Source organism: Pseudomonas sp. G3-39, assembly GCF_054790485.1.
On the sequence record NZ_CP186497.1, the window covers coordinates 2,365,349 to 2,390,580 of the forward strand.

The 25,232-nt window shown below is 61.1% G+C and carries 23 protein-coding genes; 7 read left to right on the forward strand and 16 right to left on the reverse strand.

Translation table 11 applies throughout. The features are described 5' to 3' along the window. From ACOYXG_RS10540 to ACOYXG_RS10550, 3 genes are read right to left on the reverse strand one after another with little or no spacing between them, the layout of a single operon-like run. On the reverse strand, nt 1-1,281 hold the full coding sequence (locus ACOYXG_RS10540; protein ID WP_097088018.1) for a dihydrolipoamide acetyltransferase family protein: 1,281 nt from the start codon (nt 1,279-1,281) through the stop codon (nt 1-3). Continuing rightward, entirely contained in the window at nt 1,282-2,340 is a 1,059-nt protein-coding gene (locus ACOYXG_RS10545) for an alpha-ketoacid dehydrogenase subunit beta (protein WP_003224000.1), read from the reverse strand. A 1-nt stretch (nt 2,341) separates the two neighbouring features. Then, complete coding sequence (locus ACOYXG_RS10550) at nt 2,342-3,577, reverse strand: 3-methyl-2-oxobutanoate dehydrogenase (2-methylpropanoyl-transferring) subunit alpha (RefSeq protein WP_097088017.1); 1,236 nt, start codon at nt 3,575-3,577, stop codon at nt 2,342-2,344. 185 nt (nt 3,578-3,762) lie between these two features. Between ACOYXG_RS10550 and bkdR the strand changes: the two genes are divergently transcribed. Then, entirely contained in the window at nt 3,763-4,251 is a 489-nt protein-coding gene (gene bkdR, locus ACOYXG_RS10555) for a Bkd operon transcriptional regulator BkdR (protein ID WP_027613216.1), read from the forward strand. A gap of 93 nt (nt 4,252-4,344) precedes the next feature. On the opposite strand, the gene ACOYXG_RS10560 is transcribed toward bkdR, so the two are convergent. Next, nucleotides 4,345-5,208, reverse strand: coding sequence for an MBL fold metallo-hydrolase (locus tag ACOYXG_RS10560; RefSeq protein ID WP_097088015.1), 864 nt, complete (start codon nt 5,206-5,208; stop codon nt 4,345-4,347). A 91-nt stretch (nt 5,209-5,299) separates the two neighbouring features. On the opposite strand from ACOYXG_RS10560, the gene ACOYXG_RS10565 reads away from it, so the two are divergent. From ACOYXG_RS10565 to ACOYXG_RS10575, 3 genes are all read left to right on the forward strand, one after another. Next, nucleotides 5,300-5,641 (forward strand): ArsR/SmtB family transcription factor, encoded by a 342-nt coding sequence (locus ACOYXG_RS10565; protein ID WP_007965280.1) that lies wholly within the window; start codon nt 5,300-5,302, stop codon nt 5,639-5,641. A gap of 165 nt (nt 5,642-5,806) precedes the next feature. Beyond that, nucleotides 5,807-7,051 (forward strand): NAD(P)/FAD-dependent oxidoreductase, encoded by a 1,245-nt coding sequence (locus ACOYXG_RS10570; RefSeq protein WP_460357535.1) that lies wholly within the window; start codon nt 5,807-5,809, stop codon nt 7,049-7,051. Between the two features lie 9 nt (nt 7,052-7,060). Next, nucleotides 7,061-7,861: a sulfite exporter TauE/SafE family protein gene (locus ACOYXG_RS10575; RefSeq protein WP_103369163.1), complete on the forward strand. Its 801-nt coding sequence runs from the start codon at nt 7,061-7,063 to the stop codon at nt 7,859-7,861. A gap of 102 nt (nt 7,862-7,963) precedes the next feature. Here ACOYXG_RS10575 and ACOYXG_RS10580 read toward each other — a convergent pair whose 3' ends face one another. From ACOYXG_RS10580 to ACOYXG_RS10610, 7 genes are all read right to left on the reverse strand, one after another. Next, nucleotides 7,964-9,244, reverse strand: a complete 1,281-nt coding sequence (locus ACOYXG_RS10580; protein ID WP_027613212.1) for a TRAP transporter large permease — start codon at nt 9,242-9,244, stop codon at nt 7,964-7,966. Beyond that, complete coding sequence (locus ACOYXG_RS10585) at nt 9,244-9,771, reverse strand: TRAP transporter small permease (RefSeq protein ID WP_285374960.1); 528 nt, start codon at nt 9,769-9,771, stop codon at nt 9,244-9,246. Before ACOYXG_RS10585 ends, ACOYXG_RS10580 begins: the two co-directional genes overlap by 1 nt. A 76-nt stretch (nt 9,772-9,847) precedes the next feature. Then, a complete protein-coding gene (locus tag ACOYXG_RS10590) occupies nt 9,848-10,819 on the reverse strand; it encodes a TRAP transporter substrate-binding protein (protein WP_135295485.1) in 972 nt (323 codons plus the stop codon). Between the two features lie 64 nt (nt 10,820-10,883). Next, nucleotides 10,884-11,777, reverse strand: a complete 894-nt coding sequence (locus ACOYXG_RS10595) for an SMP-30/gluconolactonase/LRE family protein (RefSeq protein ID WP_460357540.1) — start codon at nt 11,775-11,777, stop codon at nt 10,884-10,886. A 30-nt stretch (nt 11,778-11,807) separates the two neighbouring features. Continuing rightward, nucleotides 11,808-12,632: an NAD-dependent epimerase/dehydratase family protein gene (locus tag ACOYXG_RS10600; protein ID WP_460357543.1), complete on the reverse strand. Its 825-nt coding sequence runs from the start codon at nt 12,630-12,632 to the stop codon at nt 11,808-11,810. A 282-nt stretch (nt 12,633-12,914) separates the two neighbouring features. Then, nucleotides 12,915-14,210 (reverse strand): OprD family porin, encoded by a 1,296-nt coding sequence (locus ACOYXG_RS10605; protein ID WP_285374970.1) that lies wholly within the window; start codon nt 14,208-14,210, stop codon nt 12,915-12,917. A gap of 165 nt (nt 14,211-14,375) precedes the next feature. Then, the gene (locus tag ACOYXG_RS10610; protein ID WP_460357546.1) at nt 14,376-15,326 is read right to left on the reverse strand and encodes a polysaccharide deacetylase family protein; all 951 of its coding nucleotides are present in this window, start codon (nt 15,324-15,326) and stop codon (nt 14,376-14,378) included. 267 nt (nt 15,327-15,593) lie between these two features. Here ACOYXG_RS10610 and ACOYXG_RS10615 point away from each other — a divergent pair, with 267 nt between their 5' ends. Beyond that, nucleotides 15,594-17,249 (forward strand): MFS transporter, encoded by a 1,656-nt coding sequence (locus ACOYXG_RS10615; RefSeq protein WP_097088000.1) that lies wholly within the window; start codon nt 15,594-15,596, stop codon nt 17,247-17,249. After that, nucleotides 17,246-18,388: an HlyD family secretion protein gene (locus ACOYXG_RS10620; protein WP_027613204.1), complete on the forward strand. Its 1,143-nt coding sequence runs from the start codon at nt 17,246-17,248 to the stop codon at nt 18,386-18,388. Before ACOYXG_RS10615 ends, ACOYXG_RS10620 begins: the two co-directional genes overlap by 4 nt. Before the next feature lie 120 nt (nt 18,389-18,508). Here the strand turns inward: ACOYXG_RS10620 and copD are convergent, their stop codons facing one another. Together copD and copC are read right to left on the reverse strand one after the other, a co-directional pair. Continuing rightward, complete coding sequence (copD, locus tag ACOYXG_RS10625; protein WP_460357549.1) at nt 18,509-19,366, reverse strand: copper homeostasis membrane protein CopD; 858 nt, start codon at nt 19,364-19,366, stop codon at nt 18,509-18,511. Nucleotides 19,367-19,369: 3 nt separating this feature from the next. Then, nucleotides 19,370-19,732, reverse strand: coding sequence for a copper homeostasis periplasmic binding protein CopC (gene copC, locus ACOYXG_RS10630; RefSeq protein WP_460357551.1), 363 nt, complete (start codon nt 19,730-19,732; stop codon nt 19,370-19,372). Between the two features lie 138 nt (nt 19,733-19,870). Here copC and ACOYXG_RS10635 point away from each other — a divergent pair, with 138 nt between their 5' ends. Further along, complete coding sequence (locus tag ACOYXG_RS10635) at nt 19,871-20,491, forward strand: TetR/AcrR family transcriptional regulator (RefSeq protein WP_096795914.1); 621 nt, start codon at nt 19,871-19,873, stop codon at nt 20,489-20,491. A gap of 118 nt (nt 20,492-20,609) precedes the next feature. Here ACOYXG_RS10635 and preA read toward each other — a convergent pair whose 3' ends face one another. From preA to hydA, 3 genes are all read right to left on the reverse strand, one after another. Next, entirely contained in the window at nt 20,610-21,884 is a 1,275-nt protein-coding gene (gene preA, locus ACOYXG_RS10640) for an NAD-dependent dihydropyrimidine dehydrogenase subunit PreA (protein WP_336840226.1), read from the reverse strand. Next, nucleotides 21,885-23,252 (reverse strand): NAD(P)-dependent oxidoreductase, encoded by a 1,368-nt coding sequence (locus ACOYXG_RS10645; RefSeq protein ID WP_460357554.1) that lies wholly within the window; start codon nt 23,250-23,252, stop codon nt 21,885-21,887. 158 nt (nt 23,253-23,410) lie between these two features. Further along, nucleotides 23,411-24,850 carry a dihydropyrimidinase gene (gene hydA, locus ACOYXG_RS10650; protein ID WP_204894748.1) on the reverse strand — a complete coding sequence of 480 codons (1,440 nt, stop codon included), beginning with the start codon at nt 24,848-24,850 and terminating at the stop codon, nt 23,411-23,413. Between the last annotated feature and the right edge of the window lie 382 nt (nt 24,851-25,232).

Genomic DNA, 25,232 nt, shown 5'->3' on the forward strand with positions numbered 1-25,232 from the left:
TCACTCCACAAACAGGGTTGCGGGTTGTTCGATCAAGCCACGAATGGCCTGGATGAAGAGCGCCGCGTCCATGCCGTCGACCACGCGGTGATCGAAGGAGCTGGAGAGGTTCATCATCTTGCGGATCACCACCTGGCCCTTGATGACCATCGGCCGTTCGACGATTTTGTTCACGCCGACGATAGCCACTTCCGGCAGGTTCAGCACCGGGGTGCTGACGATGCCGCCCAGCGCACCGAGGCTGGTCAGGGTGATGGTCGAGCCGGACAATTCATCGCGGCTGGCCTTGCCATTGCGCGCGGCGTTGGCCAGACGCGAGATCTCGGCGGCGCTGTCCCACAGGCTGCGCGCTTCGGCGTGACGCACCACCGGCACCATCAGGCCGACATCGCTTTGCGTGGCGACACCGACATGCACTGCGCCGAGGCGGGTGATGACCTGGGCTTCGTCGTCGTAACGGGCGTTCATCTGCGGGAAGTCACGCAGGGCGACGACCAGTGCGCGGACGAGGAACGGCAGCAAGGTCAACTTGCCACGGCTGGCGCCGTGTTTTTCATTCAGATGCGCGCGCAGTTCTTCAATCGCGGTAACGTCGATTTCCTCGACGTAGCTGAAGTGTGCGGCACGCTGGGTGGCGTCCTGCATGCGCTGGGCAATCTTGCGGCGCATGCCGATAACCTGAATATGTTCTTCATCGTGACGCTGGGCGTACGCGGCAGCTGCCGGCGCCGAAGCGTTCGACTGACCTTGCGCCAGATAGGCTTCGAGGTCTTCGTGCAGCACACGACCGGCCGGGCCGGAACCGCGCACCAGACGCAATTGAATGCCCAGATCCAGCGCATGTTTGCGCACGGCCGGCGAGGCCAGCGGACGTTCATCGGCCTCGCGGGCAACCATCGGGCCCTGGCAAACCGGTGCCGGGCGCGGCCCAGCAGCAGCGGCAGGTTTGCTCTCGGCAACTGTTTCAACTTTCGGAGCAGCAGGCGGCTCTTGCGCAGCAACCGGTGCTGGCGCGGCGGACTCTTTCAGATTCCCGGCGCCTTCAACTTCAATGCTGATCAGCACACTGCCGACCGCCATCACTTCACCCGGCTGACCGCCGAGCGCAATCACCTTGCCGTGGACCGGCGATGGAATATCGACCATTGCCTTGTCGGTCATCACGTCCGCCAGCACCTGGTCTTCAACCACCAGGTCGCCGACCTTGACGTGCCACTGCGACAGTTCGACTTCTGCGATGCCTTCGCCGATGTCCGGCATCTTGATAACGTGCGTGCCCATTCAGACCTCCATGACCCGTTTCAACGCCGCGCCCACTCGGGACGGCCCTGGGAAATACGCCCACTCTTGCGCGTGCGGGTAGGGGGTGTCCCAACCGGTAACGCGTTCGATCGGCGCTTCCAGGTGATGGAAGCAGTGCTCTTGCACCAGCGACACCAGCTCGGCGCCGAAACCGCAGGTACGGGTGGCTTCGTGCACCACCACGCAGCGGCCGGTTTTCTTCACCGACTTGACGATGGTCTCCAGATCCAGCGGCCACAGGCTACGCAGGTCGATGACTTCGGCGTCAACGCCACTTTCTTCAGCGGCAACTTGCGACACGTACACGGTGGTGCCGTAGGTCAATACGGTCACGTCCTTGCCCGGACGAGTGATCGCGGCGACATCCAGCGGCACGGTGTAGTAACCGTCCGGCACCTGGGCTTGCGGGTGTTTCGACCACGGGGTTACCGGACGGTCGTGGTGGCCGTCGAACGGGCCGTTGTACAGGCGTTTCGGCTCAAGGAAGATCACCGGGTCATCGTTTTCGATGGAGGCGATCAGCAGGCCTTTGGCATCGTACGGGTTGGACGGCATGACCGTGCGCAAGCCGCACACCTGGGTGAACATCGCCTCGATGCTCTGGCTGTGGGTCTGACCGCCGTAGATGCCGCCGCCGCATGGCATGCGCAGGGTCATCGGCGCGGTGAACTCGCCGGCCGAGCGATAACGCAGGCGCGCCGCTTCGGAAATGATCTGGTCGGAAGCCGGGTAGACGTAGTCGGCGAACTGAATCTCGGCCACCGGACGCAAACCGTAGGCGCCCATGCCCACAGCTACGCCGACGATGCCGCTTTCGGAGATTGGTGCGTCGAATACGCGCGAGGTGCCGTACTTGGTCTGCAGGCCTTCGGTGCAACGGAACACGCCGCCGAAGTAGCCGACGTCCTGACCGAACACCACCACATTGTCGTCACGCTCAAGCATCACATCCATGGCCGAGCGCAGGGCCTGGATCATGGTCATGGTGGTCGTGGTCATGGCGGTTTCCAACTGAATATTGTTGTTGTGATCGTTCATGTCAGATCCCCAACTGCTGACGCTGGCGCTTCAAGTGCTCCGGCATCTCTTTGTAGACGTCTTCGAACATGGTTGCGGCGCTTGGAATCTGCCCGCCGGCGAGGGTGCCGTACTGTTCGGCCTGTTTCTGCGCGGTAATCACTTCGGCTTCGAGCTCAGCGCTGACGGCGGCGTGCTCTTCTTCCGACCAGTGGCCGACCTTGATCAGGTGCTGCTTCAGGCGGGCAATCGGGTCGCCCAGCGGGAAGTGGCTCCAGTCATCGGCAGGACGGTATTTCGACGGATCGTCGGAGGTCGAGTGCGGGCCGGCGCGGTAGGTGACCCATTCGATCATGGTCGGGCCGAGGTTGCGCCGGGCGCGTTCGGCAGCCCAGGCGGAAGCGGCGTAGACCGCGTAGAAATCGTTGCCATCGACCCGCAGCGAGGCGATACCGCAACCGACGCCGCGTCCGGCGAAAGTGGTGGCTTCACCGCCGGCGATGGCCTGGAAGGTCGAGATCGCCCACTGGTTGTTGACCACGTTGAGGATCACCGGCGCGCGGTAAACGTGAGCGAAGGTGAGGGCGGTGTGGAAGTCCGATTCGGCGGTGGCGCCGTCACCGATCCACGCCGAGGCGATTTTCGTGTCGCCCTTGATCGCCGAGGCCATGCCCCAGCCGACGGCTTGAATGAACTGGGTGGCGAGGTTGCCGGAGATGGTGAAGAAACCGGCGTCCTTGACCGAGTACATGATCGGCAACTGCCGGCCCTTGAGTGGATCGCGCTCGTTGGACAGCAGTTGGCAGATCAGGTCGACCAGCGGCACTTCGCGGGCCATCAGGATGCTTTGCTGGCGGTAGGTCGGAAAGCACATGTCGTCGATGTTCAAGGCCAGGGCTTGGGCGCTGCCGATGGCTTCTTCGCCAAGGCTCTGCATGTAGAACGACATTTTTTTCTGGCGCTGGGCGACCACCATGCGGTTGTCGTAGATCCGCGTCTTGAGCATGGCGCGCATGCCCTTGCGCAGGATCTCGACCGGCACGTTTTCAGCCCAGGGGCCGAGGGCGTTGCCCTGATCATCGAGCACCCGAATCAGCCCACGCGCCAGGTCGGCGGTGTCGGCGGGCTCGACGTCAATGGAAGGTTTACGCACCGTGCCGGCATCGGTCAGATGCAAATAGGAGAAGTCGGTTTTGCAGCCTGGGCGGCCCGAGGGTTCAGGGACGTGCAGACGCAGCGGTTCATACGCTTGGGTCATGGCTTCTACGCTCGATCTTGTGAATTTCTTGTAGTGAGCTGGCAATCATTCTTGGGTGAAAGAAATCTTGTCCTACAACAATCATAGGCCCGGCCAAGAAGAATATTTCTCTCTGTTTCGTTGCGCTGGAGACGATTTGCAGATAGAAATTCTGCATAAACATAAAAAACAGGTGGTTTTGTCTCATGCGCAAACTGGACCGTACCGACATCGGCATTCTCAACAGCCTTCAGGAGAACGCGCGCATCACCAACGCCGACCTCGCGCGCTCGGTGAATCTGTCGCCGACGCCGTGTTTCAACCGGGTCAAGGCGATGGAAGAACTAGGGCTGATTCGCGAGCAGGTGACGCTGCTGGATGCCGATCTGCTGGGCCTGCATGTGAATGTGTTCATTCATGTCAGCCTGGAGAAGCAGGTCGAGGAGGCGTTGCAGCATTTCGAAGAGGCGATCTCCGACCGCCCCGAGGTGATGGAGTGCTACCTGATGGCCGGCGACCCGGACTATCTGATCCGGGTGCTGGTGCCGACGATTCAGGCGCTGGAGCGGTTCATGATGGACTTTCTGACCAAGGTGCCGGGGGTGGCGAATATCCGCTCGAGTTTTGCCTTGAAGCAGGTGCGCTACAAGACGGCGTTGCCGTTGCCGGCGAATGGGTTGACCCTCGGGTCCTGAAGATCAAAAGATCGCAGCCTTCGGCAGCTCCTACACAGAGCACGCATTAACCGTGTTTCTGTAGGAGCTGCCGAAGGCTGCGATCTTTTGCTTTTAGAGCTTGTTGATCGGCACTTTCAAATAAACCACACCATTGTCCTCGGCCGGCGGCATGTTCCCCGCCCGCACATTCACCTGAATCGCCGGCAGCAACAGCGTTGGCATGCCCAACCCGGCGTCACGTTTGGTGCGCATCTCGACAAACGTCGCCTCATCGATCCCGTCATGCACATGAATATTGCTCAGACGCTGCTCACCGACGGTGGTCTGGCATTGCGCCGCGCGGCCTTCGGGCGGGTAGTCGTGGCAGACGTAGAGTTTGACGCTGGCCGGGAAGGCCAGCAGTTTGTGGATCGAGTTGAACAGTTGATGGGCGTTGCCGCCGGGGAAGTCGCAGCGGGCGGTGCCGACATCGGGCATGAACAGCGTGTCGCCGACCAGGATCTGTTCGCCGTCGATCAGGTAAGCCATGTCTGCCGGAGTGTGGCCGGGGACGTGCAGGGCGGTGGCCTTGAGGTTACCGATCTTGAACGATTCGTTCGGCGCGAACAGGTGATCGAACTGCGAGCCGTCAACGCAGAATTCCGGTTCCAGGTTGAAAAGCGCCTTGAACACGTTCTGCACCTTGCTGATGGACTGGCCGATCGCAATTTTGCCGCCCAGCTCGCGGCGCAGGTACGGCGCGGCGGACAGGTGGTCGGCGTGGGCGTGGGTTTCCAGCAGCCATTGCACCTGCAAGTGGTGTTCTCGGACGAAGGCGATGATTTTGTCGGCCTGCGCGGTGCAGGTGCGACCGGCAGCGCCGTCGTAATCGAGTACCGGATCGACGATTGCACACTGCCCGCCATCGGCTTCATAGACCACGTAGCTGTAGGTCGAGGAGGCGGGGTCGAGGAAAGCTTCAATCTGCGCGGGCATGGTCACCAACCTGAACCAGGGAAATGGGTTGCAACACTTTATCTAAAAACATAATGTTCGCAGCTTAAGTGACGTTGAAGGCATCGTGCAAATGCAATCCAGTCTGACCGAATGTGAAGTCGCCCAGTTGCGGGCGTCCGCCTCCAAGGCCTGCGCGCTGCTCAAGGCGCTGGCCAATGAGGATCGCCTGTTGATCCTGTGCCAGCTGACCCAGGGCGAGCGCAACGTCGGCGAGCTAGAAAAAATGACCGGCGTGCGCCAGCCGACCCTGTCCCAGCAACTGGGCATCCTGCGCGATGAAGGGCTGGTGGCGACCCGTCGCGAAGGCAAATACATCTTTTACGGTCTGGCCAGTCCTGAAGTGATTCAGGTGATGAAGACCCTGTCCGGGTTGTATTGCGGAGCGGTGCTGAAAAGCCTGGGCCATCAATAAATGTCAGCCACCACACAATCTCTGTAGGAGTGAGCCTGCTCGCGATAGCGGTGTATCAGCCAACATCTTCATAGACTGACATACCGCTATCGCGAGCAGGCTCACTCCTACAATGGATTTGTGCGATGGCCGGAAATCCTTGCATGCAGCAATAAGGAACAAGCAATGAACGATCAACACTGGGGCCCATCCATCAGTGCCGATATCGTGGTCATCGGCGGCGGCACCGCCGGCATCGGCTTCGTCGCCAGTCTGCTCAAGCGTGATCCCACTCTAAAAGTCACCGTGATCGAGCCAAGCGCCCAGCATTACTACCAACCGGCGTGGACGCTGGTCGGCGGTGGCGCCTACGACGTCAAGGACACCGTGCGGCCGATGAGCAAAGTGATGCCGCGTCAGGCCACCTGGATTCAGGCGGCGGTGACCGGTATCGATCCCGATATGCGCCAGTTGACCCTCAACGATCAACGCCGCGTCACTTACCAGAACCTGATCGTCTGCCCCGGCCTGCGGCTGGCCTGGGAGAAGATCGAAGGCCTGCAGGAAAGCCTCGGTCAGCACGGCGTAACGTCCAACTACAGCTATCAGCATTCGCAATACACCTGGGATCAGGTGCAGAAACTGCGTGGTGGCAAGGCGTTGTTCACCCAGCCGGCGATGCCGATCAAATGCGCCGGCGCGCCGCAGAAGGCGTTGTACCTGTCGTGCGATCACTGGCGTAAAACCGCTGTGCTGAACAACATCAATGTCGAGTTCAACCTGGCCGGCCCCGCGCTGTTCGGTGTCGCGACCTTCGTCCCGCCGCTAATGAAGTACATCGAAAAGTACAACGCGCAACTGGCCTTCAACTCCAACCTGGTCAAGGTCGACGGCCTGGCGAAAACCGCGTGGTTCGAGATCAAGGACGCCGACGGCAACCTCACCACACAGGCGAAAACCTTCGATCTGCTGCACGTGGTGCCGCCGCAAGTCTCGCCGGATTTCATCGCCCAGAGCCCGCTGGCCGACGCTGCTGGCTGGTGCGAAGTCAATCCGCACAGCCTGCAGCATCCGCGTTACCCCGAGGTGTTCGGCCTCGGTGATATCTGCGGCACCAGCAATGCGAAAACCGCTGCCGCCGTGCGCAAGCAGGTCGTCGTAGTCGCCGAAAACCTCTTGGCCCTGCGCAAACAACAACCGCTGCCACTGAAGTACGACGGTTACGGTTCGTGCCCGCTGACAGTGGAGAGGGGCAAGGTGATCCTCGCCGAGTTCGGTTACGGCGGGAAGTTGCTGCCGACCTTCGCCCTTGACGCGACCGTGCCGCGCCGCTCGGCCTGGTTTCTCAAGGCGACGCTGCTGCCGTGGTTCTACTGGAACGGCATGCTCAAGGGCCGCGAGTGGCTGACCGGTTTGTCCAAAGTCGACTGAGAACTCCCTATGTTGCTGGCAAGTCTGTTTGGCGTGTTGATGGGGCTGATTCTCGGGCTGACCGGGGCGGGCGGCGGGATTCTCGCGGTGCCGGCGCTGGTGCTTGGTTTGGGTTGGAGCATGACCCAGGCCGCGCCCGTGGCGTTGTTCGCCGTCGGTAGTGCGGCGGCAGTCGGGGCGATCGACGGTTTGCGTCATGGCCTGGTGCGCTATCGCGCGGCGTTGCTGATTGCCGCGCTCGGTGCGCTGTTTTCGCCGCTGGGCATTTATTTCGCGCACCAGTTGCCGGAGAAGATCCTGATGATCCTCTTCAGTCTGCTGATGGTCATGGTGGCCTGGCGCATGCTGCGCCGCGAGCGTGCGCAAGAGGGGCCGAGCGACCACGGCCACGCGAGCTGGGGGCAGAAAAACTGCATGCTCAATGAGCAGACCGGGCGTTTCGACTGGACCGCCAAATGCACCGCGACCCTCGCTGCTTTGGGTGCTGTGACCGGTGTGGTTTCGGGCTTGCTCGGCGTTGGCGGTGGTTTCCTGATCGTGCCGGCGTTCAAGCAACTGACCGATGTGCAAATGCGCGGAATTGTCGCGACGTCGCTGATGGTGATCAGCCTGATTTCGGCGATTGGCGTGATCGGCTCCTTCCATGCCGGAGTGCGCATCGACGCTCAGGGCGCGGCGTTTATCGTGGCCAGCATCGTCGGCATGATCATCGGCCGCAAACTCTGCGCCCGGGTGCCGGCGCGGACGTTGCAGGTGGGGTTTGCCAGCGTGTGTCTGGTGGTGGCGGGGTATATGTTGTTGCGTGCCTGAATGTTGGCAGATCAAAAGATCGCAGCCTTCGGCAGCTCCTACAGGAATCGCATTCCCATGCAGGAGCTGTCGAGTGAAACGAGGCTGCGATCTTTCAGGTTGTTACAACACCAAATGCGGTAGCCACAGGGAAATGGCGGGGATGTAAGTGACCAGCATCAACACCAGGAACAGCACCGCGTAGAACGGCAGCAGCGCCTTCACGGTGCTCTCGATACTGACCTTGCCCACCGCCGAGCCGACAAACAGCACCGCGCCCACCGGCGGTGTTATCAGCCCGATCCCGAGGTTGACCAGCATGATCATGCCGAACTGCACCGGGTCGACACCGATGCCGAGAATCACCGGCATCAGGATCGGCGTCAGAATCAGGATCAGCGGCGCCATGTCCATCACCGTGCCGAGCAACAGCAGCATGACGTTGATGCACATCAGGATCACGTAGCGGTTGTCCGACAGGGTCAGGAACAGCGTGGTGATTTTCGCCGGAATCTGCATCAGGGTCATGATGTAGCCGAAGCTTGCGGCGAAGCCGATCAGGATCATCACGATGGAAATGGTGCGTACCGTGCGATGCATCAGCTTCGGCAGTTCACGCCACTTGTAGTCGCGGTAGATGAACATGGTCACGAAGAACGACCACAACACGGCGATGGCCGCCGATTCCGTGGCGGTGAAGATCCCCGAGAGGATGCCGCCGAGGATGATCACCATCGCCATCAGGCCCCAGAGGGCTTCGCCGACGATTTTCAACGCCTGGCGCATCGGGATGACTTCACCCTTGGGGTAGTCGCGTTTTTTCGCGAAGATCAGGCACAGCACCATCAGGCAGGCGCTCATCAGCAACCCCGGCACGATGCCCGCCATGAACAGCGAGGCAATCGAAACCGTACCACCGGCGGCCAGGGAGTAGAGCACCGAGTTATGGCTGGGTGGCGTGAGCAGGGCTTGCACTGAGCCGCTGACGGTCACCGCGGTGGAGAAATCCCGAGGATAGCCCTTGCGTTCCATTTCCGGAATCAGCACCGAACCCACCGACGCGGTGTCGGCCACCGAGGAACCGGAGATCGCGCCGAAGAAGGTCGAAGCAACAATGTTGACCAGCGACAGGCCACCGCGCACGAAACCCACCAGCACCCCGGCACACGCCACCAAACGCCGGGACATGCCGCCCTCGGCCATGATCGCACCGGCCAGGACGAAGAACGGAATGGCCAGCAGCGAGAACTTGTTCACCCCCGACGCGACCTGGATCATCACCGCCTGGAACGGGATGTCGATCCACCATGCACCGATCAGCGCGGCGGCGCCCAGCGCATAGGCGACTGGCATGCCGATCAGGATCAACAGGATAAAACTGCCTAGCAGAATCAGAGCGTCCATTAAGCGCCACCTTCACTTTCTTCAACCAGATCGAACTGCACGACCCGCCGTTTGCTCTGGTCACCGAGCAAGAGTTTTTCCAGGACGAAAACCAGCGTCAGCAAGCCGCCCACGGGAATCGGCAGATAGGTCACGCCAACCCGCAGATCGGGCAGGGCCGCCATGAACTGGTTCCAGGTGGACATGCACAACTTGGCGCCCCAGATCGTCATGAAAATGCAGATCGCCGCCATGAGCAGTTGCGAGAATATCGCCGCCGCAGATCTCAGCCGGGGTGGCATACGGTCGGTGAGCATGGCCACGGCCATGTGCGCACCGGCGCGGTAACTGGCGGCGGCACCGATGAAGGTGAACACCATCATCAGCAGGATCGCCGTGGGCTCGGGCCAGCTCGAACCGGTGCCCAGCACGTAGCGGGCGAACACGCCCCAGGGAATCATCAGGGAAATCGCCAGGACGGAAAGGCCGGCGACCCAGATGCACGTCATGTAGATCTTGTCGTTGATACGCAGCAGTAGATTCTTCATCGGGTTCCACCGTAACCGGGCGCGCCTGAGTGATCAGGTGCGCCGGGCCTGGTTAATGAGGACGGAGCGGGAGGCGTTACTGAACGGCTTCGATTTTCTTGATCAGGTCGGCGTACTTCGCACCGTACTTTTCCCGCACCGGTGCGGTGGCGTCGTAGAAGGGTTTCTTGTCGACCTCGATGAACTCGACGCCAGCGGCCTTGAGTTTTTCTTCGCTGGCAGCGGACTTCTTGTCCCACAGCACGCGCTCTTCAGCCTGGGCAGCCTTGGCGGCGGTCTTGACCAGCGCCTGTTGATCCGGGGTGAGTTTTTCCCAGGTGATTTTCGACATCACAATCGGCTCTGGCAGGATCAAGTGACCGGTCAGGCTGTAGAACTTGGCGTTCTGGAAGTGGTTGTGTTCGAGCAGGGTCGGCGGGTTGTTTTCCGCGCCGTCGATCACGCCGGTTTGCAAGGCGCTGAAGATTTCCCCGGTGTCCATGGCGATACCGTTACCGCCCATGGCGTTCATCATGTCGATGAACATCGGGTTGCCCTGGACACGAATCTTCATGCCCTTGAGATCTTCGAGCTTGCGTACCGGTTTCTTGGTGTAGACGTTGCGCGTGCCGCCGTCCATCCAGGCCAGAGCCACGAGGCCGAATTCGGAGTTGGTGATTTTGTCGAGGATCTCGTCGCCCACTGCGCCGTCGATGACGTTACGCATGTGTTGATGGTCGCGGAAGATGAACGGCATATTGAACACGTTCACATCCGGCACTACCGGGCCGACGATACCCAGGCTGACGCGAGACAGCTGTACCGCGCCGACTTGCATCTGCTCGATGACTTCCTTTTCCGAGCCCAGCACGCCGCCGGGAAAGTATTGGAAGGTCAGCTCGCCGTTGGTTTCCCGGGTCAGGGTCTTGCCCATGTTTTCTTCGGCCACCACGGTGGGATAACCGGCGGGATGGATGTCAGCGAATTTGAGTTGCAGGGCCTGGGCGGCGCCAGTGAAGGTGAACATCAGCGGGAGTGCAGCGGCCAGCAAGGTGCGTTTGAAGTTCATGGGGGTGAGTCTCCAGTCTTGTTATTGTTGTGTTCAAGGCGCAGCGGTGCAGCAGAGGAGGGTGTTACAGGGAATCGTCGAACAGCGGTTCTTCCAGGCCTTTGACCCCGGGGTTGAGGGCGAACACGCCGCCGGCCAGGGATTGCGGATCGCGATCGTCGCCGGGACGAATCGAGGTCACGAAGAGGGTGTCCATGCGGCTGCCGCCGAAGGCACACATCGTCGGTTTCTTCACCGGCACTTCCAGCGAGAAATCGAGGCGCCCGTCCGGGCCAAAACGGTGAATCAGTCCGGCGTCGTTGGCGCAGATCCAGTAGCAGCCTTCGGCATCCACGGCAGCGCCATCCGGCCGGCCGGGGAAGTGCTTCATGTCAACGAAGATCCGCCGATTCGACGGGGTGCCGGTCTCGGTGTCGTAATCGAAGGCCCAGATCAATTGCACGTCTGGATGTGAATCGGACAGGTACATCGTCTTGCCGTCAGGGCTGAAGCCGAGGCCGTTGGGCACGATGAAGCCGTCGAGCTGCGCTTCGATTACACCAGACTGCCCGGCGCCGTAGCGGTAGAGCCGGCCTTCGGATGCGTTCAGGCCCATGTTCAGCACCATGCTGCCGGCCCAGAAACGGCCCTGGCGGTCGCAGCGACCGTCGTTGAGGCGCATGCCTGCTCGGCCGTGTTCGACGGTGGCGAGCCATTCGCTGTCGAGGCTGCCATCGCTGTGCGGGTGCAGATGAAAAAAGCCGCTCTCCATGCCGGCAACCCAGCCGCCACTGCTGTGACGGGCGATGCAAGCGAGCATTTGCGGGGTTTTCCAGGCATGCACATGGCCGGTGTCAGCGCTCCAGCGTTGTAGTCCGCCGTTGGGAATATCGACCCAATACAGCGCGTTTTCCTGCGGCACCCAGACCGGGCTTTCGCCCACGGCGTTGCGAGCATCGACGATCAATTCGGCTTGCATACTCATTCCTTTGCGTCGTTGGCAGAGTGGTCAGTCGCCGAAGGGGCCGGCCGCGACGAACGCGCCACCCTGATAGATCCGCGCCGGGTCATCAGCGGCGGGCATAGGCTGCGCTTCGACTTTTTCGCGGAACACTTCGGAGTTGTCCCTGGCTTCAAAACCGAGGTGGCTGGCGAAGCGGTTGTCCCACCAGACGTCCTTGTTGGCGGACATGCCGTAGACCACGGTATGGCCCACGTTTGGCGTGTACAGCGCGCGTTCGAGCAATTGCGTGAGGTCGTCGAAGCTCAGCCAGGTGTGCATCATTCGGCGGTTCTGCGGCTCGGGGAACGAGGAGCCGATGCGGATGCTGACGGTCTCGATGCCGTAGCGATCGAAGTAGAAACTGGCCATGTCTTCGCCGTAGGACTTGGACAAGCCGTAGTAGCCGTCGGGGCGGCGGGCGCAGCTGGCGTCGAGCGGCTCGTCCTGTTTGTAGAAGCCGATGACGTGGTTGGAACTGGCGAAGATCACGCGCTTCACACCATGGCGGCGAGCAGCTTCGTAGATGTGAAAGACACCGCAGATGTTGGCGCCGAGGATTTCTTCGAAGGGCCGCTCCACGGAGACACCGCCGAAATGCAGGATTGCGTCGACGCCTTCGACCAGTCGGTGCACGGCGTGTTTGTCGGCAAGGTCGCAGGGGACGATTTCTTCGCGATCATCAACGGCCGGGGCGAGGGCGGCGATGTCCGACAGGCGCAGGACATGGGCATAAGGGCGCATACGTTCGCGCAGGACTTTGCCCAGGCCACCGGCAGCGCCGGTCAGCAGCAGACGGTTGAACGGGGCGCGGGGAATAGAGGTAGACGTCATGGCAATCCCTTACACGTTGTTATTAGGTTTGTTGTAGGTTGTCGTATGACTGCGCTGAAGTATCGGTAGGCTTTCCGGAACTTGTCAACGCGACTTTTGGGGTAAATGACGGAAGGGGCTCATTCACTTTTCAATCACCGCGACGCCTTCGTTGCAATGCAATCCCCTTGTGGAAGCGGGCTTGCTCGCGAAAGCGGTGTGTCATTGAAAGATGAATTGACTGACCCGACGCCTTCGTGAGCAAGCCCGCTCCCACAGGGAAACCCGGTGTGAGTACTGGCTTTACAACAACGAAATCGGATAGCTGATAAAGACCCGGTTCTCGTCGAACTCATTGGTGCTGAAGTCCCGGCGGATCGTCGCGTTGCGCCATCTCACGTTGAGGTTTTTCAGCGGCCCGCTCTGCACGGTGTATCCCAGTTCCGACTCGCGGCCCCATTCCTTGCCGTCGGTAATCGTCCCGGTGTGCACGTTGTCGCCGCTGATGTAACGGTTCATCAGGGTCAGGCCGGGAATGCCGAGGGCGACGAAGTTGTAGTCATGCCGCAACTGCCAGGAGCGCTCTTTGGCGTTGTCATAACTGGCGTTGTAGCTGTCGTTGGCCAGGGTGCCGCCGCTGGTGCCGTTGACCCGCATCCACGCGTCATCGCCGCTGAGTTTTTGCAGGCCGACATAGAAGGTGTTACCGCCATAGCGGGCCGACAGCATGGCAAATGCAGTCTTGTTATCGAGGTCGCCGGCCTGGGCGCTGCCGTCTTCCTTGCCAGTGAAGAACCCGAGGTTGGCGCCCAGCGTCCAGTCGCCCAGCGGTTGGCTGTGGCTGAGGTTGAAATACTGCTGCTGGTAGATGTCGCTGAGTTCGGCGTACCACACGCCGACCAGAGTGCGCTTGTCGTTGAAGGTGTACTCGCCGCCGCCGAAGTTGAAACGGTCGGAGGTGAAGGCGCCGCGGCCGTTCATCGACATGTCTTCCATGCTGGCATCGTTGCGCGGGCTGTTGCCACGGAACTGCCCACCGAAGAGGGTCAGGCCGTTGATTTCGGTGGAGGTGATCTGGCCACCGCGAAAGGTCTGCGGCAACGAGCGGCCATCGTCCGAGCGCAGGATCGGCAGCACCGGCATCCATTCGCCAACCTTCAATTCGGTCTTCGACACCTTGGCCTTCAGCGCCACGCCGAGGCGACCGAAGTTGTCCGCCGGACGCCCGTCATCGTGAATCGGCAACAGTTGCGTACCGCCGGTGCCCTTGCCGCCATCGAGTTTTTGCGAATACATCCCCAGTACATCGAGACCGAAGCCGACGGTGCCTTGGGTGAAGCCGGATTTGGCATCAAGGATGAAGTTTTGCGTCCACTCTTCAGCCTTGCCCTGCGGGTAGTTCGGGTTGACGAAGTTGCGATTGAAGTAGGCGTTGCGCAGGTTCAGCGTGGCTTTGCTGTCTTCGAGGAAGCCTTCGGCGTCGGCGCTCATCGGCAAAACCAGGGCGAGGCTGCTGCAGCCGATCAAACTCAGGGTGGAACACGGGCGGGGGAAGGAAATACGGGACGTGCGAACGGAATTGCAGACGAGTGTGCTCACTGTGACGCTCCCTGTTGTTGTTTTTATTATTTGTCATACGTCGTCGTACAACATGGTTGCGGATAGTTGCGAGGTTTTCCGTAAAAGTCAACAGGGCTTTTTACGATTATTTTGCGCGAGGTGGCAGCCCTCCAAATGCTGCGAAGAGGGCTGTTTTCGGCGGGTTTACCGGTTATAGAGCGCCTCTGTGTTGTCGATCAGCGGGTTTTTCTCGGTCAGGACGATCCGGGCGATCTGGTCCTTGCGCATGAATGTCACTTTCGGATGGGACTGCGCATAGCGGATAAAACGCTCCATCGCCTCGACCATCGCCGGGGTGCCGCCGATGCGGTCGTGCAGACTCACTGACATCATCCGCCGCTGGCTCGCGCCTTCCGCGTACAGGCGATCAAATTCCAGCACCAGTTGCTGATAGAACTGCTCGGCGGAAAAGTGCCGACCCTCGATCAACACGATGTCGTTGTTGCGCAAGGTATACGGCACCACGGCGAATTTGCGTCCCCGAACCATGGTCACGAACGGTTCGTCGCGGCTGACGTCATCGATGTGGTAGCTGAAGTTGAGGTCTTGCAGAACCTTCAGCGTGTTGGGGCTGCGCCGCAGCCAGTTGGCGTTGTAGCCCACCGAGCGCTGGCCGGTAAGTCTCTCGACCGCGTTGACACCGTCGCCGATGAACTGTTTTTCCTGGTCGTAACTCATGTTGTAGGAATCGGCCCAGCGCATGCCGTGGGCTGCCAGTTCGTGGCCGCGCTCGGCAATCGCTTTCGCCAGTTCCGGGTGCTTGAGTGCCGCATCGCCGACCACATGCGAGGTGACCTTGATCCCGGTGCGATCCCACAGGTCGAGCATCCGCCACAAGCCTTCCTTGTAGCCATAATCAAACCAGGTCTGCGCCGGCAGATCAGGGTAACCCTTGGGCAATGGACTGCCGGAGAACGGACTTTCCGCACCCTCGGGCTGGCCGCCGGTTTCGAACTGCATCGACACTGAAATCACCAGTTGCGAACCGTCCGGCCACGGGCGTTCCTGGGCGAAGGCGAGGGCGGGCAGCAACAGGGCGGCGGCCAAAAGGTTTTTCAGCAGGCGTGGGGAGCGTTGCCAGTGGGGCGTGGTCATAACGGGCACCTTGCAGGTTGAGAAGGGCTGCAAGGGTGGCAGTTGCCCGGCGCGGGAAAAATCCGTTGCGGGCGAGAGGACCTTTAAACAGAATTTACGAATCCACCACGAACCCTGTGGGGGCGGGCGTGCCCGCGATAACGGTCTGCCAGTCAGCCTGTTGCCGAGCCGACTGCCGTCATCGCCGGCAAGCCAGCTCCCACAGGATTGTGGGTTTGCCGAAGGATTTGCGGCAAACTCCCGGCAACACAAGCACAAGGCCTTTCAATGGATCGATATGCCCCGCGCGACTGGCAGCCTCACGAGAAGCCCAGTCTGCCCGGTTCCCCCTCGACGCCGCTGCACTCCAACCCCAAGCGCCTGGCCTATGCGCTGGTCGGGCTGCTGGTGGCGGTGACCGGTGGTTTGGGTAACTCGCTGGTGGTCGCCAACCTGCCTTACCTGCAAGGCGCGCTGGGCGCGACCACGGCGGAGATGGCCTGGCTGCCAGCTGCTTACGTGATGACCAACGTGTCGATGAACCTGCTGCTGGTGAAGTTTCGCCAGCAGTTTGGCCTGCGTGCATTCACCGAAGTGTTTCTGGTGCTGTATGCGCTAGTGACGTTCGGTCATCTGTTCGTCAACGACTTGAGCTCGGCCATCGCGGTGCGGGCGGCGCACGGCATGGTCGGTGCGGCGCTGAGTTCGCTGGGTCTGTATTACATGGTTCAGGCGTTTCCGGCCAAATGGCGGTTGAAAGCGCTGGTGCTGGGTCTCGGTGCCTCGCAACTGGCGCTGCCGCTGGCGCGCCTGTTCTCCGAAGACTTGCTGCAGATTGCCGAATGGCGCGGCCTGTACCTGTTCGAATTGGGCATGGCCTTGCTGTCGCTGGGCTGCGTGCTGCTGCTCAAGTTGCCGCCCGGTGACCGCTTCAAAACCTTCGAGCCGCTGGACTTTCTGACCTTCGCTATTCTCGCCAGCGGCGTGGCACTGCTTTGCGCGGTGCTCTCGCTGGGGCGGATCGACTGGTGGCTGGAGGCCAACTGGATCGGCTATGCGCTGGCGGCCTCGATTGCCCTGATCCTCGCGGGCTTGGCGATCGAGCACAATCGCAGCAACCCGATGCTGATGACCCGCTGGCTCGGCAGCGGCACGATGATCCGCCTGGCGCTGGCGGTGACCCTGATTCGCATGGTCACTTCGGAGCAATCCACCGGCGCCGTCGGTTTCATGCAGAACCTCAACATGGGTTATGAGCAGTTGCACAGCCTGTATGTGGTGATGCTGATCGGCAGCGTCGCGGGGCTGGCGACCAGCGCCCTGACCATCGACCCCAAGCACCTGCTGATGCCGCTGATCATCTCGCTGGCGCTGATGGCCACCGGTTCGGTGATGGACAGTTTTTCCAACAACCTGACCCGCCCGCAAAACCTGTATTTCAGCCAGTTCCTGCTGGCCTTCGGCAGCACGTTTTTTCTGGGACCGACCATGGTGTTCGGCACCCGCAACGTGCTGACCAATCCGCGCAATCTGGTGAGTTTTTCGGTGTTGTTCGGGATCTGCAACAACCTCGGCGGCCTGCTCGGCGCGGCGTTGTTGGGCACGTTCCAGATCGTGCGCGAGAAATTCCATTCCAGTCACCTGGTCGAGCATCTGACGTTGTCCGATCCGTTGGTGGCTGCCCGTGTGCAGAGCGGCGGGTCGGCTTACGGTTCCTTGCTGGCCGACCCGAGCCTGCGCAATCTGGCCGGGATTCGCAGCCTGTCCAACGCGGCCACTCGCGAAGCCAACGTGCTGGCCTATAACGATGTATTCATGCTGATCGCCGTGATTGCGGTGCTGACCATGATCTGGCTGTCCATTCGTGCGCTGTGGCTGATGAGCACCACCAAAGCCGTCGACCCCGCGCCTTCCGTACCTCCTAGCGGTGCTTCCAATTCATGACCGAACCCACCACCACAACCACCAATGCCATCGCCGCCACCCCGGAAGGCGTGGCACCGCCGTCCTCGCCGAACACCGAGCCGCGCTCGCTGCGGGTGCGGATCATCTCGTCGCTGGGCTTTGCCGCGATTGCCATCGTCGGTGTGCTGATCGTGCTCTACGCCTGGCAGTTGCCGCCGTTCAGCAGTGCGGTCGAAACCACTGAAAACGCCCTGGTGCGTGGCCAGGTGACGATCATCGGCCCGCAGCTCAGCGGTTACGTGTTCGAGGTGCCGGTGCAGGATTTCCAGTACGTGAAGGCCGGCGACCTGCTGGTGCGCCTGGACGACCGGATTTATCAGCAGCGCCTCGACCAGTCGCTGGCGCAACTGGCGGTGCAGAAAGCCGCGCTGGCCAACGTGGTGCAGCAACGCAACAGCGCCGAAGCGACGATCAAACTGCGTCAGGCGGTGGTGGCCGACAGCGAGGCGCAGTTGCGCAAAAGCGAGGCGGATCTGCGCCGTAACAAGGAGCTGGTGAGTGACGGTTCGGTGTCGAAACGCGAGATGGACGTGACGCTCGCGGCCAATGCGCAGAGCATTGCGGCGGTGGCGCAGGCCAAGGCCAATCTGGAAATCGCCCGGCAGGATCTGCAGACAGTGATCGTCAATCGCGGTTCGCTGGAAGCCTCGGTGGCCAGCGCTGAAGCGGCGGTGCAACTGGCGCGGATCGACTTGTCGAACACCCGCATCGTCGCCCCGCGTGACGGCCAGCTCGGGCAGATCGGCGTGCGCCTCGGCGCTTACGTCAACTCCGGGGCGCAGTTGATGGCGTTGGTGCCGAACCAGAAATGGGTGATCGCCAACATGAAGGAAACCCAGATGAACAATGTGCGCGTCGGGCAGCCGGTGCGCTTCACCGTCGATGCGCTGAACCACCGCAAGTTCACCGGCCATGTGCAGCACATTTCGCCCGGCACCGGTTCGGAATTCGCCCTGTTGCAGGCCGACAACGCCACCGGCAACTTTGTGAAAATCGCCCAGCGCGTGCCGGTGCGGATCACCATTGATGAGGGGCAGCAGGAAGAGGAACGCTTGCGTCCGGGGATGTCGGTGGTGGTCAGCATCGACACCGCGGCGGGCGACACACAACCGCATTGACCTCCACAGAGCCCCTGTAGGAGTGAGCCTGCTCGCGATAGCGTTGTGTCAGTCACGGAAGTGTTTACTGATATACCGCTATCGCGAGCAGGCTCACTCCTACAAGGGAGTCGCGGGGTTTCAGGCAGCAATCATCGGCGGCAGGGTACCGAGCAGGGAGACGGCCGCCACAGCACCCATCCCCAACAACCACTCCAGCACCACACTGCGTTTGAGCGCGCCCATCCGCTGTTCGCAATCATCAATCCGCAAGCGATTGAACAGCGCCAGCGCGAGCATGCCCAGCACCAGCAAGGCCTTGATCAGCAGAATCAAGGCAAACCCTGCAAACAGCGGCGTCGGCCACCATTGCCCGGTCAGCACGCGCACGTTGATCAGCCCGGTGATCAGAAGGCCGCCAACGATCGCATAACCGACACCGCTGAAGCGTTGCAGGATCCGCCCCATCGCTGTGCTCGGCTGACGCAGGATCAACACCAATAGCAACAAGCCGCCCAGCCATGCAGCGACGCAGGTCAGGTGAACGATCTGGTTAAGGATCAGCAGTTGCCCGCTGAGGCCGTCGAGCATCGCGCCGTGACCGACCGGCGCCAGGGTCGCCAAGAGCAGCGCGCTCAAGCCCAGGCGCAGCAGCACATTCGAACGCCACGGCGTGAACAGCAATGCCAGCAACAGCGCGTTGATCAGCAGATGCCAGCGCCAGACCTGGCCGAAAAAGGTGTTGCCGAGCACCACGCCAACAGTGTCCGGATCGAACGCTGCCGCCGCCGAACCGGCCATGCTCGCGGTGATCAACAGCGCCCAGGTCACGCCGCTGACCAACGCAATCGCGGTCAGCCAACGCGCCAGTCGCGCCAGATGCCGATCCAATGTCGGCACTGGTGCCTTGAGCAGCAACGGCCGGAACAACCAGGCGCCGAACAGCATCAACACCGCGCTGAAATGCACAAAGCGGCACAGCACCAGCGCTTCACTCATGAATTACTGACCAACCTTGAACTGGTAGGCGCCTTCGCTCTTGTGTGTGTCGACCGACACCGCGTGCCATTCGACTTTGTATTCACCGGCGGCGAGAGGTGTGGCGGGGGTGACGATCAGGGTTTTCTTGTCGCCTTCGGTGGTCAGCGGTTTGATCGCGACCGGGGCGCCGTCGTGGGTCAGGCTGACTTTGGTGAAACTGGCTTCGACGCCTTCAGAAAAGTTCAGGCGCAGATCTACCGGCGTGGCGACGGTGCTGTCGGCGGCCGGGGTGGCACTTTTCAGGTGGGCGTGGGCGAAAACCGAAGATGCGGCGAACAGCGAAGCGAGCAGGGCAGTGGTGGTCAGGACGTTCTTGAACAGCATCGCGGATACCTCTGAGGCAGGACAAAGAAGCGCCAGTTTAGCCATGCACCGACCTTCATACGAAGTTTTGTTTGCAGCGGTCGCCCCGAGGCCAGAGCGGATGCTAGTCTTCAACAACGTCGTTGTCAGGGAGCCCTCATGGGCAATCACAAGATCGAGATCCGTCGCAGTAACGTCGAGAAAATCCTGCTCGCGGCGGAAAAAGTCTTCGCCGAAAAAGGTTTCGGCGGCACCGCCATGGCCGACATCGCCGCCGAAGTGCAGCTGCCGCGTTCCAACCTGCATTACTACTTTTCCACCAAGAGCGAACTGTACAGCGCGGTGCTGTTCGACCTGCTGGAAGTGTGGAAGCAGGATGCGCTGTGCTTCGAGATGTTCGATGATCCACGGGTGGTGCTCAGCAGCTACATCCGCGCCAAGATGAACCATTCGCGCAGCCGGCCGCACGGCTCGAAAGTCTGGGCCAACGAGATCATCCACGGCGCCCCGACCTTGGGTGAAGCGCTGGATCTGAGCCTGTACGACTGGGCGAAAATGAAGGAAGCGAAGATCCGCCAGTGGGTCGAAGACAAGCGGATTCTGCCGGTGGAGCCGTCGAGCCTGCTGTACATGATCTGGGCTTCGACCCAGCATTACGCCGACTTCGACCATCAGGTGAATATTCTCAACGAGCATCAACCGCTGTCGGACATGCAGTTCGAGCGGGCGGTGCAGACGGTGACCAGTGTGATTTTGCGCGGGATCGGGTTGGAGCCCTGATATATGAGTTGAAGCGGCTGGCCTCTTCGCGAGCAAGCCCGCTCCCACTGTTTTGAAATGCATTCCAAATGTGGGAGCGGGCTTGCTCGCCAAGGCGTCAGTTCAGACGCTACCTGCCCTAAGCTGAGACATGGTACGGATTGCGCGGATCATGATTCCAGTCCAGAAACGGCTTGCCGGTCTCCATCGGCACCATCTCGATGCAGTCCGCCACCGGGCAGGTGATCTGGCACAGATTGCAGCCAACACACTCATCATCGATCACTTCATATTTATGCGTGCCGTCGGCCTGTTTCAGGCTGCTGATCGCCTGGTGTGAAGTGTCTTCGCAGGCAATGTGGCAACGCCCGCAACCGATGCACGCGTCCTGGTCGATCCTGGCGATCACCTGATAGTTGATGTCGAGGTACTTCCAGTCGGTGGTATTGCCCACTGCGCGCCCGGAAAACTCGGCGATGTTGGCGTAGCCTTGACTGTCCATCCAGCGCGACAGGCCGTCCTTCATCTCCTCGACAATCCGGAAACCGTGGAGCATCGCCGCCGTGCACACTTGCACCGCGCCGCTGCCCAACGCCATGAACTCCGCCGCGTCACGCCAACTGCCGATGCCGCCGATACCGCAGATCGGCAGGCCTTGGGTCTGCGGATCACGGGCAATTTCGGCGACCATGTTCAGTGCAATCGGCTTGACCGCCGAACCGCAATAACCGCCGTGGGTGCTTTTGCTGCCGACGGTGGGCAGGGCGACCATGTGTTCCAGATCGACGCTGGTGATCGAGTTGATGGTGTTGATCAGCGACACCGCATCGGCGCCACCGCGATGGGCCGCGCGGGCGGCGACACGGATGTCGGTGATGTTCGGCGTCAGCTTGACGATCACCGGCAGCGAGCAATAGGTCTTGCACCAGCGCGTCACCTGCTCGACGTATTCCGGCACCTGACCGACCGCCGCGCCCATGCCGCGTTCGGGCATGCCGTGCGGGCAACCGAAATTCAGCTCGATACCGTCGGCTCCGGTGGCTTCCACCAGTGGCAGGATGTGTTTCCACGACTCCTCGACGCACGGCACCATCAGCGAGACGATCAGCGCACGATCCGGCCAGTCCTTCTTGACCTGTGTGATCTCGCGCAGGTTGATTTCCAGCGAGCGATCGGTGATCAGTTCGATGTTGTTGATCCCCAGCACTTCTCGGTTGTTGCCGTAGTGTGCTGAGTAGCGCGACGAGACGTTGACCGCTGCCGGGTCCTCGCCGAGGGTTTTCCAGACCACGCCACCCCAGCCGGCCTCGAAGGCGCGAACCACGTTGTAGGCCTTGTCGGTCGGTGGCGCGGAGGCCAGCCAGAACGGATTGGGCGCTTTGATACCGGCGAAGACTATCGAGAGATCGGCCATTTACGCAGCCTCCACGTTGAGCATCAGTTGCGCGTTGATCGCCTCGGCGGCGAGTTTGCCGTGCTGTACGGCTTGCACGGTGAGGTCCTGATCAAGGCTGGTGCAGTCGCCACCGGCATACACGCCGGGAATGCTGGTGCGCAGGTTGTCATCGACCTGAATCCGTTCGCCCTGACGCTTGAGTTCACGGGCCAGCGGGTCGGCGAGGGCGCTGCTGTCGAAGGCCTGACCGATGGCTTTGAAGATCGCGTCGGCGGCCAGTTCGAAGGTCTCGCCAGTGGTTTGCAGGCGACCGTCGACCAGTTGTGTACGGGCGAAACGCATACCGCGCACGCGACCCAGCTCGTCGAGCAAGACTTCCTCCGGTTGCGCCCAGGTCAGCAGGCGCACCTGATTGGCTTTGGCGATGTCTTGTTCGTGACCGGTGGCGCCCATGTCCGCCGCACCCCGGCGATATACCAGATTCACGTCACGCGCTCCGAGGCGGGCCATTTGCACGGCCATGTCGATCGCGGTGTTGCCGGCGCCAAGGACGATGCAGCGTTCGGCCAGTGGCAGTTGCGTCAGGTCATCGGCCTGGCGCAGTTCGCGGATGTAGTCGGTGGCGGCGAGCAGGCCGGGCGCGTCTTCGTGGGCCAGACCGAGCTGTTTGCTGGCGTTGAGGCCGAGGCCGAGGAACACCGCGTCGAACTGCTGATGCAGTTCGCTGAGGGTCAGATTCTCGCCGAGTTTCTGCCCATGACGGATTTCGATGCCGCCGATCTGCAGGAGGAAATCCAGCTCCTTCTGCGCGTAATCGTCGACCAGTTTGTACTTGGCGATTCCGTATTCATTGAGGCCGCCAGCCTTCTCCCGTGCTTCGAAAATCACCACGTCATGCCCGTGCATCGCACTGCGGTGGGCGCAGGACAAACCCGCTGGCCCGGCGCCGACCACGGCGATGCGCTTGCCGGTGCTCGCCGCACGCTGGAACGGGTGCTCGGTGAAGTGCGCGTTGTCCACGGCGTAGCGTTGCAACAGGCCGATCAGCACTGGCGCGCATTCCTGGGCGTTGTTGCGCACGCAGGCTTGCTGGCAGAGGATTTCCGTCGGGCAGACCCGGGCGCAACTGCCGCCGAGGATGTTCGCCGAAAGAATTTTCTGCGCCGCACCGGGCACGTTGTCCTGATGGATATTGCGGATGAACGACGGAATATCGATCTCGCTTGGGCACGCGTTGACGCATGGCGCGTCGTAGCAATACAGGCAGCGCGAGGCTTCCAGATGTGCCTGCCGGGCGTTGAGCGGTGGCGCCAGATCGGTGAAATGACCGGCGAGGGCGGCCGCGCTTTCGTGCGGATGCGGGAGATGGTTCAGGGTCTCGATCACGGTTTTTTGCCTCACGGTTATTGAGGGTCTCTGCCTCTGATGGGCAGTGGTTTTTGTGGTGTCTGAACTGGCGCTATCGCGAGCAGGCTCACTCCTACAATTGGAATGCGTACATCTGTAGGAGTGAGCCTGCTCGCGATGAGGCCGAAGGCCTCGCTTTAGCGCTTAACGGCAGTCGGGCGATGTTGCTCAGCCCGCTTGCTCAGCAAGTCAAACACCGCGGGATACGCCGGCCGTTCGATATACCGCCCGGCCCCACGCTCGGCGCGCAGGTCGCCGTCGGCCCAGACCACTTTGCCCTGGCTGACGGTATGGCTCGGTACGCCGCGCACGGTCTTGCCTTCGAAGATGTTGAAGTCCACCTGCTGATGATGGGTCTTGGCGGAGATGGTGCGGGTGCCTTGCGGGTCCCACAGCACCAGGTCGGCATCGGCGCCGACGCGGATCGCGCCTTTGCGCGGGTAGAGGTTGAAGATTTTTGCGGTATTGGTGGAAGTGAGGGCAACGAAATCCTGCATCGACAAACGTCCGCTGTTGACCCCTTCATCCCACAGCACCGCCATGCGGTCTTCGATGCCGGCGGTGCCGTTGGGGATCTTGCTGAAGTCGTCGCGCCCGGCGGCTTTTTGCTCGGCGCAGAAGCAGCAGTGGTCAGTGGCGGTGGTGTGCAGATTGCCGCTTTGCAGGCCATGCCACAGGGCTTCCTGATGCCCGCGCGGGCGGAACGGCGGGCTCATTACGTAACCGGCGGCGGTCTGCCAGTCCGGGTGCTGGTAGACGCTGTCGTCGAGCAGCAAATGCCCGGCCAGTACTTCGCCGTACACCGGTTGACCCTTGCTGCGGGCGTAGGTGATTTCGTCCAGCGCTTCCTTGGTCGAAACGTGCACCAGATACAACGGCGTGCCGATGGTTTCAGCGATGCGAATCGCCCGGCTCGCCGCTTCACCTTCCACCTGCGATGGCCGCGACAGTGGATGCGCTTCCGGCCCGGTGATGCCCTGGGCCATCAACTTGCGTTGCAGGTGATAGACCAGTTCGCCGTTTTCCGCATGCACGGTCGGCACCGCGCCGAGTTCCAGGCAGCGTTCAAAACTTGCCACCAGCGTGTCGTCGGCGGCCATGATCGCGTTCTTGTAGGCCATGAAATGTTTGAAGCTGTTGATCCCGTGATGGCTGACCAGCTCGGCCATTTCCTCACGCACTTGCTCGCTCCACCAAGTGATCGCGACGTGGAAGCCGTAGTCCGATGCCGACTTCTCGGCCCAGCCGCGCCACTGATGAAACGCTTCCATCAACGACTGCTGCGGATTGGGAATCACGAAGTCGATGATCGAGGTGGTCCCGCCAGCCAGACCCGCAGCGGTGCCGCTGTAAAAGTCTTCACTGGCCACGGTGCCCATGAAAGGCAGTTGCATGTGAGTGTGTGGGTCGATGCCGCCGGGCATCAGGTATTGGCCGCTGCCGTCGAGCACTTCGGCGCCGGCGGGAACATCCAGGTTCTGACCAATGGCTTTGATCACGCCGTCGGCGCAATAGACGTCGGCGCGATAACTTTCATCATGGGTAACAACGGTGGCGCCACGGATCAACAGAGACATTCCGAGTTCCTCGCAGGCATGACCGACTTGTGCCGGTTCTAAATGTTTTATTGATGTACAACGCTGATCGGCGTATTCCTGTCAGCGCTGTCAGGAATAGAAGCTAGTCGCAGTTCTTCAATTGATCAAGATTATTTTTTATATGCTTATGTCTGTTTTAACTGTATGAAAAATAACGATAAAAAACGTAAATCACCAAAATGGTGAGGCTGTTCACCATTTTGACGCACTTGACAGGATGGAAATATGAGCAAGATTTCCTATGTGAAATCAGCCGCTTGAAGTTGAGCTGCGGTTGAGCGCCCGTGATGAAAAAAAGTGCAGTGCACCAGATTGAGTCCTGACAGTTCGAACAACTTGGCAAACGTTTGGCCTGAGCGTG